12 protein-coding genes are annotated in these 12,040 nt (G+C 73.0%); 5 read left to right on the forward strand and 7 right to left on the reverse strand.

What is annotated here, in order from left to right; translation table 11 throughout:
* Positions 1-92: 92 nt before the first annotated feature.
* Both ACWDUZ_RS35485 and ACWDUZ_RS35490 read right to left on the reverse strand, forming a co-directional pair.
* Complete coding sequence (locus tag ACWDUZ_RS35485) at positions 93-1,142, reverse strand: hypothetical protein (protein WP_451635942.1); 1,050 nt, start codon at positions 1,140-1,142, stop codon at positions 93-95.
* Between the two features lie 409 nt (positions 1,143-1,551).
* Positions 1,552-1,989 (reverse strand): DUF4442 domain-containing protein, encoded by a 438-nt coding sequence (locus ACWDUZ_RS35490; RefSeq protein WP_451635982.1) that lies wholly within the window; start codon positions 1,987-1,989, stop codon positions 1,552-1,554.
* A 142-nt stretch (positions 1,990-2,131) separates the two neighbouring features.
* Here ACWDUZ_RS35490 and ACWDUZ_RS35495 point away from each other — a divergent pair, with 142 nt between their 5' ends.
* Entirely contained in the window at positions 2,132-3,166 is a 1,035-nt protein-coding gene (locus ACWDUZ_RS35495; protein WP_451635943.1) for a hypothetical protein, read from the forward strand.
* A 24-nt stretch (positions 3,167-3,190) separates the two neighbouring features.
* Here ACWDUZ_RS35495 and ACWDUZ_RS35500 read toward each other — a convergent pair whose 3' ends face one another.
* Positions 3,191-4,036: a spermidine synthase gene (locus ACWDUZ_RS35500; protein ID WP_451635944.1), complete on the reverse strand. Its 846-nt coding sequence runs from the start codon at positions 4,034-4,036 to the stop codon at positions 3,191-3,193.
* 147 nt (positions 4,037-4,183) lie between these two features.
* Positions 4,184-5,353: an elongation factor Tu gene (tuf, locus tag ACWDUZ_RS35505; RefSeq protein ID WP_451635945.1), complete on the reverse strand. Its 1,170-nt coding sequence runs from the start codon at positions 5,351-5,353 to the stop codon at positions 4,184-4,186.
* Between the two features lie 352 nt (positions 5,354-5,705).
* Here tuf and ACWDUZ_RS35510 point away from each other — a divergent pair, with 352 nt between their 5' ends.
* From ACWDUZ_RS35510 to ACWDUZ_RS35520, 3 genes are all read left to right on the forward strand, one after another.
* Positions 5,706-6,500: a TVP38/TMEM64 family protein gene (locus tag ACWDUZ_RS35510; protein ID WP_451635946.1), complete on the forward strand. Its 795-nt coding sequence runs from the start codon at positions 5,706-5,708 to the stop codon at positions 6,498-6,500.
* A gap of 141 nt (positions 6,501-6,641) precedes the next feature.
* Positions 6,642-6,794 carry a hypothetical protein gene (locus ACWDUZ_RS35515; protein ID WP_451635947.1) on the forward strand — a complete coding sequence of 51 codons (153 nt, stop codon included), beginning with the start codon at positions 6,642-6,644 and terminating at the stop codon, positions 6,792-6,794.
* Between the two features lie 150 nt (positions 6,795-6,944).
* Positions 6,945-7,124 (forward strand): hypothetical protein, encoded by a 180-nt coding sequence (locus tag ACWDUZ_RS35520; protein ID WP_451635948.1) that lies wholly within the window; start codon positions 6,945-6,947, stop codon positions 7,122-7,124.
* 138 nt (positions 7,125-7,262) lie between these two features.
* On the opposite strand, the gene ACWDUZ_RS35525 is transcribed toward ACWDUZ_RS35520, so the two are convergent.
* A complete protein-coding gene (locus tag ACWDUZ_RS35525; protein ID WP_451635949.1) occupies positions 7,263-8,003 on the reverse strand; it encodes an SDR family NAD(P)-dependent oxidoreductase in 741 nt (246 codons plus the stop codon).
* A 288-nt stretch (positions 8,004-8,291) separates the two neighbouring features.
* On the opposite strand from ACWDUZ_RS35525, the gene lnt reads away from it, so the two are divergent.
* Positions 8,292-9,866: an apolipoprotein N-acyltransferase gene (gene lnt, locus ACWDUZ_RS35530; RefSeq protein ID WP_451635950.1), complete on the forward strand. Its 1,575-nt coding sequence runs from the start codon at positions 8,292-8,294 to the stop codon at positions 9,864-9,866.
* Here lnt and ACWDUZ_RS35535 read toward each other — a convergent pair.
* On the reverse strand, positions 9,784-10,695 hold the full coding sequence (locus ACWDUZ_RS35535; RefSeq protein ID WP_451635951.1) for a Gfo/Idh/MocA family protein: 912 nt from the start codon (positions 10,693-10,695) through the stop codon (positions 9,784-9,786). The two genes, lnt and ACWDUZ_RS35535, sit on opposite strands and share 83 nt — an antisense overlap.
* 10 nt (positions 10,696-10,705) lie before the next feature.
* Entirely contained in the window at positions 10,706-11,905 is a 1,200-nt protein-coding gene (locus ACWDUZ_RS35540; RefSeq protein ID WP_451635952.1) for an FAD-dependent monooxygenase, read from the reverse strand.
* Positions 11,906-12,040 lie beyond the last annotated feature (135 nt).

The following is a 12,040-nucleotide window of genomic DNA, read 5'->3' on the forward strand; positions in this document are numbered from 1 at the left end:
AAGGACCTCGACAATCCTCATTCTTGCTGGTCAGAGGCACTTTCTGCTTTCCTGACCGCCTGCCGGACAGCCCACCTCGTGAAAGCGCGAGGCTAACAGGCCGCCAGAAGGGCGGCGAGCAGGACGAGGGAGGTGAGTCCGATCGCCACCGCCAGAACCGTGCGGTGCCGGCTCCCAGGCCCGCGCCCCGGCCCGTGTCCGCGCCACGGGCCGGTACCTCCCGAGAACGGGCCGTTGCGGACACCGGCGGTACGGGCGGCGCCTCGACGGCCGCCGCGGGCGGTGCCCCTCGGCCCGGAGGCGCGGTGAGTCCTCAGGGCGGGGACGGCGGCGGTGGACGGGCCGGTTACGGTGGCCGCGGCGCGCGCCGACCGGGAGTCCAGATAGCGGCGGGCACCCCAGCCGAGCACGGCCTCGGCGAGCAGGACGCGCAGGCCGCCGTCGAAGTGACCGAGTTGTTCGGCCGCGTGCCGACAGTGCCGGCAGGCGCGCAGGTGCTGCCGGACGTCGGGGAGCAGCGTCCCGCCGCGGCGCGGGGGAACGTCCAGAAGACGGTTGTAGTACCGGCATTCACCGCTCGGCGCGAGGTCCCGGTGGGCGCGCAGACAACCTGCCCGGAATTGCTCCCGTGCCTGCTCCAGCGTGCCCGCCGCGCCGTCGGCGTCCATCGCCAGCAGACCCGACGGAATAGTTATGGGTTCAACTTCGACCTCGGTGTGCCACAACAGGCATTGGAAAGCGCCGGGAAGCGCCAGGAAAGCCCTTTCCGCCAGCAATCGCCTTTCGGGCGTCATGGACTTCACCGCGCGAAGACCACGACCTCCCGAAGGCCTGCTCAGTTCCGGCAGTACGGCGCATGCCGCCTCGTCGGCGGCCCATTCCCGTACGGTTTCCCGGGCGGCGACGAGGAGTTGCGGGCGCAGGGCGCCGCCGACCGCGCCGGATGTCAGCCGGCGCAGCACCTGCCGGAAGGCGGCGGTGGCCACCATGGCCGCCGAATCGCCCGGCGCCGCAAGGCAGATGGCGGCGTAGTCGTAGGTCGCCCGCCAGTGCCGGGCGAGCAGCAGCGCCACGGCGTGGTGGCCGCCGTCGGGATCCCGCAGCCGGGCGACGAGATGGCGGTCGGACTCGGTCGTGGCCACACCGGGGTGGGGCGGATAGGGAGGGCGTGGGGGGTGGGGGGCTTGCACTGGACCTTTTCCTTTCAGGCCGCAGGACGGCACGCGGAACACGTCCAGGAGACGCGGGTGCCGGACGGGTGCGCACCTGACCGGGAAAGGGAGGCCGGTCATCGCCTTTCCCGCAGGGGAGGCTCACTTTCGCACACGCTACTCACGGGAAACAAGGAGTTCGAAAGGCCGAAGTGACAATGCCCGGAAATGCCAGGGGAGTTACCGCGAGTATCCGTACCCCCATTCGAAAATCCCCCCCGCGCGGGGCCCCGAGGTCCGGACGGACAGGGCCGGATGAGGCACGAAAACCCCAACTCCGGCCCTGTCCCTGGCCGGAGACGGGACCGGAGCGCCGGCCGGCGGGGCGGTGCGACGCCGCTCAGCTGTTCGGCCGCAGCGTCCACACGACCGTCATCTCGCTGGTGACGGCGCCGTCCTCACGCTGGATCCGCACGGTCACCGGGAACTCGGGGCGCCGGCCCTCGTCGAGTTCGGCGACGACCTCGGCGACGGGACGGCCGAGGGTCGCGGTGGCCCTGACCGGGCCGAGGGCGATCTTCTTGAACGCGATCTCGGCGTTCACCGGCAGCGGCACGGCGCGCGAGAGCTGGTCGCCGAAGGCGGCGAGGACGATCGCCCCGCTGGCCGACTCGCCCAGCGTGAACATCGCCCCGGCGTGCGGTCCGCCGACGTGGTTGCGGTACTCGTCCTGGTCCGGCAGGGACAGCACGGCCCGCTCCGGAGTCGTCTCCAGGTACTCGAGGTTCAGGGTCCGAACCATCGGCACCGTGGCGGCGAGCAACTCGCCGATCGACATCTGATCTGCGCTCATGGCGCCATGTTACTTGCGAGTAGCACGCCTGACCAGAGCGATCCCGGCACCGTGTCCGCCGATCTGGTGCGTCCCTGACAAGGCCCGGTGACCGAATCGTGTCTCCGGCCCCCTAGGGTTGCTGCCCATGTGGCCAGGACAGCAGCCGCCCGGGGGCGAGCAGAACCCGCAGAACAACCCGTATCAGCAACCGGGTTACCAGCAACCGAATCCGTATCAGCAGCCCGGGTACCAACAGCCCAACCCCTACACCCAGCCGCCGCAGCAGCAGCCGCAGTGGGGCGCCCCTACCCCCGTGACCGGGCCGCAGCCGCCGACCGGCGGCGGTGGCAGCGGCAACCGGACGAAGCTCGTCGCGATCATCGCCGCGACCGCCGTGGTGGTGACGGCCGGGGTGACCGGATTCCTGGTTCTCGGCGGCGACAAGGACGACAAGGCCGACGGCGGCAGGACCGACGGCAAGGCGAGCCCGTCCGCCTCGGCTTCCGTGTCGACCGGCGCGAGCCCGTCCGACAGCACGACGGGCGACAACCCGCGCGGCACCGAGACCGAGAAGCCGGTGATCCCCGGCTGGAAGGTCGTCGTCAATCCCAAGCACGGCACGGCCTTCGACGTCCCGCCGGACTGGAAGGTCGACTCCCCCGGGGTGGTCAGCGGATTCGAGGACAAGAAGAAGGGCGACGGCTCTCCCTACATCGTGTTCTCCGCGCCCGCCTTCCTGAAGGAGAGCTGGTGCTCGTCCGACGACGACAAGGACGGTTCCAAGGAGACCAGCTCCCTGGCGTCCAGCGGCACCAAGGGTGAGAACGGCGGCAAGGACACCGCCGGCATCGCCCGGGGGGACGCCGCCGCGTTCGCCTTCGGCGGCTACACCAACCAGAGTGACGCCGCCAAGAAGTATCTGAAGATCGGCAAGGCGAAGCCCTACACCACGAAGTCCGGTGTGAAGGGCAGCGTGGCGACCTCGTTCACCGTGGGCGTGCCGAAGACGCACAAGTGCGACACCGACGGCAAGGCGACCAGCTTCGCCTTCAAGAACTCGCAGGGCGACTTCGTCTCCTGGACCCTCTACGGCGCCAAGGGCGTCAAGGACGAGCTGCCCGACGCCACCGTCATGAAGATCCTCAGCACGGTCCGGCTCCACGGGGACCCGACCGGCTGACCGGGCCGCGGGCGGGGCGAGCGCTCAGCCGACGCTGAACGTCCCGCCCGGAGGCTCGGGTGAGGGTACGGCGTCCTCGTCGCCGACCGCGGCGGCCGCGCCGATGAACTCGCGCAGGGCGGCGCCGTGTTCGACCCGGGCGGGGAAGACGTCGGCGGCGGTTCGCCGGGCCAGGACGGCCGTGTCCACGGGGCGGTGCGCGGCGATGAGCACCGCGTTGCCGAAACGCCGGCCGCGCAGCACTCCGGGTTCGGCGATCACCGCCAGCTCCTCGAACAGCGTGGCGAACGTGGCGAGTTGGGAGCGCAGGAAGGCGAAGGGCGCGGCGTCGGCGAGGTTCGCGAGGTAGATCCCGTCGGCGCGCAGCACTCGCTCGGCCTCACGGGCGTAGGCGAGGGTCGTGAGATGGGCCGGGACCCGGGAGCCGCCGAAGACGTCGGCGATCAGCACGTCCGAGGAGTCGGCCGGGGCCGCTTCCAGCCAGGCGCGGGCGTCGGCGGTGTGCAGCGCCGTGCCCGCGTCCTGCGACAGCGGGAGGTGGCTGACGACCAGCTCCAGCAGGGCCCGGTCGGCCTCGACGACCTGCTGCCGGGATCCGGGGCGGGTGGCGGCCACGTAGCGGGGCAGGGTGAGCGCGCCGCCGCCCAGGTGCAGGACGTCCAGCGGGCGGCCCGGTTCCCCGAAGGTGTCCAGGACGTGGCCGAGCCGGCGCGCGTACTCGAACTCCAGGTGCGTGGGCTCGTCCAGGTCGACGTAGGACTGCGGCGCCCCGTCCACGGTGAGCAGCCAGGCCCGTTCGCGGTCGATGTCGGGCATCAGCTTGGCGGTCCCGTGATCGACGGCGCGGGTCACGGGTATGGGCTCGGTCACGGATCCATTGTGCCGGTCCGTACCCCGGTGCGCGCCGCCCCGTACCGGCCGCCCGCCCGTCACGGTGCCGGACGCCCGCCGAGCGGCTCGCCGGGTGCGGGCCGGACTTCTCCGGCCCGCACCGTCGGCTGCCTCGGCACGCCTCGTTCACTCCACGGCGGTCACCGTGCCCGCGCCGACGGTCCGGCCGCCCTCGCGGATGGCGAAGCCGAGCCCCGGCTCCAGGGGCACCTCGCGTCCCAGTTCCACCGTCATCGCGACCGTGTCCCCGGGCCGCGCGACCGCCGCCTCGCCGAGGTCGATGTCGCCGACCACGTCCGCGGTGCGGATGTAGAACTGCGGGCGGTAGCCGGTGGCCACCGGTGTCGTGCGGCCGCCCTCGCGCGCCGAGAGGACGTACACCTGCGCGCTGAAGCGCCGCCTGGGTGTCACGCTGCCCGGGGCCGCGACGACGTGGCCGCGGCGGACCGCGTCGCGCGGGACACCGCGCAGCAGAAGCGCGACGTTGTCCCCTGCCTGCGCCTCCGTCATGGGCTTGCCGAAGGTCTCCAGGCCGGTGACCACCGTCTCCGTCTCCGCACCCAGCACCTCCACCCGGTCGCCGACGCGAACGGTGCCGCGCTCCACCGCGCCGGTGACGACGGTGCCCCGGCCGGTGATGGTCAGCACGTTCTCCACCGGCAGCAGGAACGGCGCGTCCAGGTACCGCTCCGGCATGGGCACGTAGGTGTCCACCGCGTCGAGCAGCGCCTCGATGGACGCCGTCCACCGCGGCTCGCCCTCCAGCGCCTTCAGCCCGGAGACCCGTACGACGGGTACCGCCTCGCCGCCGTAGCCGTGCGCGGTGAGCAGGTCGCGCACCTCCAGCTCGACCAGGTCGATGAGTTCCTCGTCGCCGGCGTCGGCCTTGTTGAGGGCGACGACGATGTGGTCGACGCCCACCTGTCGGGCGAGCAGCACGTGCTCGGCGGTCTGCGGCATGATCCCGTCGAGCGCGGAGACGACGAGGATCGCCCCGTCGAGCTGGGCGGCGCCGGTGACCATGTTCTTGACGTAGTCGGCGTGGCCCGGCATGTCCACGTGCGCGTAGTGCCGGGTGTCGGTCTCGTACTCGACGTGCGCGATGTTGATGGTGATGCCGCGGGCGGCCTCCTCCGGGGCCCGGTCGATGCGGTCGAACGGCACGAACGTACCGGTGCCGCGCTCGGCCAGGACCTTGGTGATGGCGGCGGTCAGGGTGGTCTTGCCGTGGTCGACATGGCCCATCGTGCCGATGTTCAGATGCGGCTTGGTGCGTACGTACGCGGTCTTGGACACAGCTGTACCTCGAAGCCTTTCAGCGGTGAAGGAATACGGGACCCCGAGGACTCTCCGACCCTCCCCCTGCGGGGTCCGCCGGACGATCCGGAGAGGGTCAGCTTCGGGCGCCGTCGACTGCGGCCACGAGGATCAGCACGGCAGCCTTCGGAGCATCCGCGGCGGCGGATGCTGCGAGGAGGAAGGCGTGCCGGAACATGGGGTCGATCATCGCCGAGTCCGCGCCGCGGGTCGAATGCTTTTCGGAGTGCCAGGATGTTGACGGGACGTCAGTGACTCATGAGGTGTGCTCGGGACACTTGGGAGACGGCCCATGCGGCGATCAGGCACACCTGTCGGTTAATGTCACCAGATGCTCGATGCCACCACCCGCTCTGGGGGCACCGCCACGGCCTCTCCCCGGGCCGCCGTCACGAAGCAGGCCGTCGCCGTCCCCGCGGTCCCGCCGGTCGCGCTCGGCCTGACCGCGCGCTGCGCGAGAACGCTGCTGTCGCCCTGGTCGCGGCTGTCGCTGCTGCTGGTGCTGCTCGCCGCGGCCGGTGCGTGCGTGCTGCTGTTCCAGCCGCAGCGACTGCTGGCGCACGGCTGGCCACCGCAGCTGGGCGGGGCCGCGGCGGCCCTCGTGTTCGCCGCGGCCTACGGTCTGTGCACGGTGGCGTTCGTGCCTCGACCGCTGCTGAACCTCGCCGCGGGCGCCCTGTTCGGTTCTCAGCTCGGGCTCGCGGCAGCACTGGCCGGTACGGTGCTGGGCGCCGGGGTGGCTTTCGGACTGGGCCGGGTGCTGGGTCAGGACGCGTTGCGGCCGCTGCTGCGCGGCCGGCTGCTGAAGGCGGCGGACGGGCAGCTCAGCAGGCACGGTTTCCGCTCGATGCTGGCGGCCCGGCTGTTCCCCGGGGTGCCCTTCTGGGCGGCGAATTACTGCGCCGCCGTCTCCCGCATGGGCTGGCCCGCGTTCCTGCTGGCGACGGCGCTCGGCTCGGTCCCGAACACGGCCGCCTACGTCGTCGCGGGCTCCCGCGCCGCCGCGCCGACGTCGCCGGCCTTCCTGATCGCGATGGCCTGCATCGCCGTACCGGCGCTGGCCGGCGCGGCGGTGACCTGGCGCAAGCGCCACCAACTGCGCGGGTTCCGCGGGCCTTCGGCGTAGCGGCCACCCACATGGGCCGTCCGGTGATCCTCGGCTCCGTCACGGTCGGACGCGGCGGCCCGTCGCTCCGGCCCGGCGGCCGTTCCCGTCGTACTGGTCTGCGGCGCCTGCGCGTTGAGGGACGCACGGGGCAGCGACCGCGTGCCATGGGAGCCGATCCTGTTCGCCACGGTGATCATCTTCGGATGGGAACACACCGTCGTCGCATGGTTCGTGAAGCGCATCTCGGCCAAGAGCTTCATGCCGTTCGCGGGATACGGGGTGGCGCCCGGGTCCTCGTCGCGGCACTGGTGAGCGCCGGTGTGCCCGGCCCGCACGCGGTCGGCCCGGCGGGCCGGGCGGGCGGTCGCCGGGCGGCCGGCCGCGCGCCGCCGTGACCGATCCCTGCGGATCCTGTAGCCGTCCGGTAGCGCAGCGTCAGCGCTTGGCCCTAGGCTTGTGTCCATGTCCCCCGATTCCATGGCCCCTGGTTCCGTGCGGTCCGCCGCGGAGCTGAACGAGCAGATCCGGGCGCTCTGGCTGCGTTCGGGCGGGTCGCTGTCGGCCCGGGAGCGCGCCGAGTACGAGCTGCTGGTGGTCGAGTGGGCCGCCGCCATCCGCGGGCGGGTGATCGAGGCGGCGTGAGTCCGGGACGGCCATCTCGGGACCTGTCCCGTCCTCCTCAAGCCCGCTGACAGCCTGGCGTCCTCGCCCCCGCCCGCCGACCGCCCAGGACCGTTCGCGGCGCCCGCGCTCCGCCGACGGGCCGTCTCACGGCCGTCCTCAGCGCCCGCCCGACACCCGCAGCACCGTGCCCGAGGCGTAGGAGGCGTCGGGCGACATCAGCCAGGCCACGGCCGCGGCGATCTCCTCCGCCCGGCCCGGCCGACGCAGCGGGATCGTCCCCGCGGCGCGCCGGGCCCGGTCCGGGTCGCCCATCGCCGCGTGGATCTCGGTGTCGATCACGCCGGGCGCGACCGCGTTGACGCGGATGCCGTCCGGGCCGAGTTCCTTGGCCAGTCCCAGTGTCAGGGCGTCGACGGCCGCCTTGGACGCGGCGTAGTGGACGTACTCGCCGGGGCTGCCGAGCGTGGCCGCAGCGGACGACACGTTCACGATCACGCCGTTGCCGCGGGGCACCATGAGCTGGGCGGCGCGGCGACAGCACAGCAGGGTGCCGAGCACGTTGACGTCCACGACACGGCGCAGGTCGACGGTGTCCGTGTCGGCGAGCCGGCCCAGCCGTCCGGTCACCCCGGCGTTGTTCACCAGCCCCGTCACCGGCCCGAGCCGCTCCTCCGCCGTGGCGAAGAGCCGCTCGACGTCCGCCTCCACCGAGGTGTCCATCCGCACGATGACGCTGCGCGCCCCGCACTCCAGCACCTCGTCCGCGACGGTCTCCGCGGCCCGCGTGTCGTTGACGTACCCCACCACCACGTCGTGCCCGTCGGCCGCCAGCCGACGGCAGATCGCGGCGCCGATGCCCCGGCTGCCGCCGGTGACGACGGTGACAAGACGCTTCATATGATCATCTTAGGCCCGCGGACGCCTGTGCACCTCGTCGGACGGCCGATACAGCCGTTCCTCGGGCCGCCCACCCCCACCCCCTCTCACTCCCGCAGGCCGGACGGGGACCGTGACGCCGTCCCCGGCGGCCAGGGGGCGCCAGGGGGCGGACCGACGGCTTCTTCCGGCGCCGGGAACGGAGTACGCGCCCTGGGCGGGAGCGGTGGCGGGCACGCACACTGGAGCCGTACACCGGGTCTGGCCGAGGCGTCCACGGGGCAGGCGGGGTAGGAGGGCGTTGATCCGATGCAGAGGTTCGACCACTGGCTCGGTTCCCCGTGGCGGCGTTCGGTGCTCGCCGCACTCGCGGGAGCACTGCCCATGTTCGCCTTCCCCGCGCCGTCGCTGTGGTGGTTCGCCTACGTCGCCCTGGTGCCGGGGATCCTGCTCGTCCGCAGCGCTCCGACGGGGCGGCGGGCGGCCTGCGACGGCTGGTTCGGCGGGCTGGGCTTCATGCTGGCCGTGCACCACTGGCTGCTGCCCAGCCTGCATGTGTTCACGCTGGTGCTCGCGGCGCTGCTCGGTGCCCTGTGGGGGCCCTGGGGGTGGTTGGTGCGACGGTTCCTGGGCGGTCTGCCCTCACCGGCGCGGTGCGCGGCGGCCCTCGTCGTGCTGCCGTCCGGCTGGCTGGCGGTCGAACTCGTGCGGTCCTGGCAGGGGCTGGGCGGGCCCTGGGGGATGCTCGGGGCCAGCCAGTGGCAGGTCGCGCCCGCGCTGCGGCTGGCCTCGGTCGGCGGGGTGTGGCTGCTGAGCTTCCTGGTGGTGGCGGTGAACGTCGCCGTCGCGGTGCTCGTCGCGGTCCGTGCGGCCCGGGTGCCGGCCGTGGCCGGGCTGGTGGCCACGGCGGCGGCGACCTCGGCGGCCTGGGTGTGGGCGCCGCGCCCCGGTGTCGACGGCCAGGTCCGCGTGGCCGTCGTACAGCCGGGCACGGTGGACGGCCCGGCGAGCGCGCAGCGGCGCTTCGACCGGGAGGAGCGGCTGACCCGCTCCCTGGTGGGGCAGCACGTCGATCTGGTCGTCTGGGGCGAGTCCAGCGTCGGGTTCGACCTGACCGAGCGACCTGATCTGGCGCGGCGGATCGCCGCGCTCTCCCATGAGGTGGGCGCCGACGTGCTGGTCAACGTGGACGCCCGGCGCGCCGGCCGGCCGGGCATCTACAAGAGTTCCGTGCTCGTCGGCCCGGACGGCCCGACCGGTGACCGCTACGACAAGATGCGGCTCGTGCCGTTCGGCGAGTACGTGCCCGCGCGTTCCGTGCTCGGCTGGGCGACCGCCGTCGGCAAGGCCGCCGGCGAGGACCGTATGAGGGGCCGCGAGCAGGTCGTGATGAACGTGGGTCACGGGCTGCGGGTCGGCCCGCTGGTCTGCTTCGAGACGGCGTTCCCGGACATGAGCCGGCACCTGGCGCGCGACGGCGCCGCAGTGCTGCTCGCCCAGTCGTCGACCTCCACGTTCCAGCACAGCTGGGCTCCCGAGCAGCACGCCTCGCTCGGCGCGCTGCGGGCCGCCGAGACGGGCCGGCCCATGGTGCACGCGACGCTGACCGGGGTGTCCGCCGTCTACGGCCCCGGCGGACAGCGCGTCGGCCGCTGGCTCGGCACGGACGCGAGCGCGGCCGAGGTGTACGACGTGCCGACCGCGCACGGCGTCACCCCGTACGTCCGCCACGGGGACTGGCCGGTGCAGGCGGCGCTGCTGGTACTGGCCGCCTTCTGCGCGACGCAGGGGGCTCGGGCGCTCAGGCCGCGCCGCAGCGCTCCAGCACCGCCCGCACCACCCGCTCGCACAGTTCGTGCGTCTCCAGCGCGTCACGGGCACTGAGCACCTTGCCCGCGCGCACCGCGTCGAGGAAGGACAGCACGGCCTGCTCGATACCGCGCTGCCGGGCGACCGGCACCCAGTCGCCGCGCCGGCGCACGGTCGGCTGGCCCTTGTGGTCGATGGTCTCGGCCAGGTTGACCACCTGGCGCTTGGTGTCCTGCCCGGAGACCTCCAGGATCTCCTCGGTCGAACCGCTGAGCCGGTTCATCACGCCGAGCGCGGTGAACCCGTCGCCGGCGAGTTGCAGCACGACGTGGTGCAGCAGTCCGTCGCGTATCCGGCCGCGCACGGTGATGTCGTCGACCGGACCCGGAACCAGAAACCTCAGCGTGTCCACGACGTGGACGAAGTCGTCGAGGATCATCGTGCGGGGTTCCTCGGGCAGCCCGACGCGGTTCTTCTGCATCAGGATCAGCTCGCGGGGGTGGTCGGCGCACTGCGCGTACGCGGGTGCGTGGCGCCGGTTGAAGCCGACCATGAGGGAGACGTTCCGCTCCTCGGCGAGCGCGACCAGCCGAGCCGAGTCGGCGAGGTCGTAGGCGAGCGGCTTGTCGACGTAGGTCGGCACGCCCGCCTCCAGCAGCCCGGTGACGATCTCGGGGTGGACGGCGGTGGGGGCGTGCACGAAGGCGGCGTCGAGGTCCTGGGCCAGGAGGTCGTCCAGGGTCCGGTGGCGGTGGCCGGTGGGCAGGTGCAGGGAATCGGCGACGCGCTCGAGCGTCGCGGGCGTCCGGGTCTGCAGATGCAGGTCGATCCCCGGCTGGGTGCCGAGCACCGGCAGGTACGCCTTCTGCGCGATGTCGCCCAGTCCGATGCAGCCGACCTTCACGTGCTCTCCCTCATCGCTCGCCTGTTCCCACGCTTCCCGTGTGCACGGCAGCATACGGCGACTGCGGAGGCCGCCAGTCGGCGATGTCGTCGAAACCGCGCAGCAGCAGTTCCGGCCGGGCCTTGGACAGCGCGGCGATCACCGTGTTCCGTACGGCGATCCCGGCGCGGTTGCTCATCATGTTCGCGCGGGCCACGCGCACCGCCTGGCGGGTGACGGCCGTGGTACGGGGCAGCCGGGCGGCCGTGTAGGCGGCGAGGTCGTCGGCGTGGTGGGCGAGGACGACGGCGTCCTCGAGGGCCTGGTTGCCGCCCTGGCCGAGGGTCGGCGGCATGGCGTGCGCGGCGTCGCCGAGGAGGGCGACCCGGCCACGGTGGCAGGCGGGCAGCGGCTCGGCGAGGTGATGCACGTCGTGGCGGAGCACGTCGCCGGGGCGGGCGGCGGCGAGCACCGCGGGGATCGGCTCGTGCCAGTGGCCGAAGCGGCGCAGGAGTTCCGCCCGCTCGTCGTCGGCCGCCCGCTGCCGGGCGGGTGTCATGGCGGCGGCGTACGCGTACACCCGGCCGTCCTTGAGCGGGTGCGTGCCCCAGAGACAGCCCCTGCCCCAGGTCTCGTGGGAGGCGAACTCGACGCCCGGCACGGGGATCACGATGCGCCAGGTGGTGAATCCGGAGTAGACGGTCCCGGGATGGCCGGCGAACAGCGTCCGGCGGACCGCGGAGTCGATGCCGTCGGCGGCCACGACCAGGTCGGCCTCCAGTTCGCCGTCGGGAAGGCGCACCCGGGCGGGGCGGTGGGCGTCGCCGGGGTCGGTGAGGTCGGCGGCGGTGGCGGTCCTGACAGCCTCGGCAGGCAGGAGTCCGGCCAGGCTGTCGATCAGTGTGGCGCGGTGCAGCAGGACCAAGGGGCCGCCGAACCGCCGGTTCGCCGCGGCGGCGTCGGTCCGGGTGAGCCAGCGGCCGCCGGGCGTGCGCAGTCCGCCGTCCCCCTGCCAGGCGGCCAGGTCGCGGATCCGGTCGCCGATGCCGAGGACGTCCAGGGCGCGCAGGGCGTTCGGCGACACCGAGATGGCCGCGCCGGCAGGCTCCAGCGAGCGGGCCCGCTCCAGCACGGTGACCTGCCGGCCGGTCCGGTGCAGGGCCGCGGCGGCGGCGAGCCCTCCGATGCCGCCGCCGATGACGACGACGCGCGAGGGACGGGACGGGGACATGGCTCCTCCAGCACAACGAGACTACACCTGTAGTGCGACGACGTCTCGACGGTACTACGGATGTAGTGCCGGACGCGCTACGGGCGTAGTGGAACGCGCATGGTCCGGCACTCGTCGTGGAGCGCGCACGGTGGA

The sequence above is a fragment of the Streptomyces sp. NPDC003393 genome, from assembly GCF_053589015.1.

Bases quoted from the DNA above. Each gene is read 5' to 3' on its own strand.
- ACWDUZ_RS35520 (WP_451635948.1), top strand. From the start codon at position 6,945: ATGTCCCCCGATTCCATGGCCCCTGGTTCCGTGCGGTCCGCCGCGGAG.
- lnt (WP_451635950.1), top strand. From the start codon at position 8,292: ATGCAGAGGTTCGACCACTGGCTCGGTTCCCCGTGGCGGCGTTCGGTG.
- ACWDUZ_RS35490 (WP_451635982.1), bottom strand. From the start codon at position 1,989: ATGTCGATCGGCGAGTTGCTCGCCGCCACGGTGCCGATGGTTCGGACC.
- ACWDUZ_RS35495 (WP_451635943.1), top strand. From the start codon at position 2,132: ATGTGGCCAGGACAGCAGCCGCCCGGGGGCGAGCAGAACCCGCAGAAC.
- ACWDUZ_RS35525 (WP_451635949.1), bottom strand. From the start codon at position 8,003: ATGAAGCGTCTTGTCACCGTCGTCACCGGCGGCAGCCGGGGCATCGGC.
- ACWDUZ_RS35540 (WP_451635952.1), bottom strand. From the start codon at position 11,905: ATGTCCCCGTCCCGTCCCTCGCGCGTCGTCGTCATCGGCGGCGGCATC.
- ACWDUZ_RS35510 (WP_451635946.1), top strand. From the start codon at position 5,706: ATGCTCGATGCCACCACCCGCTCTGGGGGCACCGCCACGGCCTCTCCC.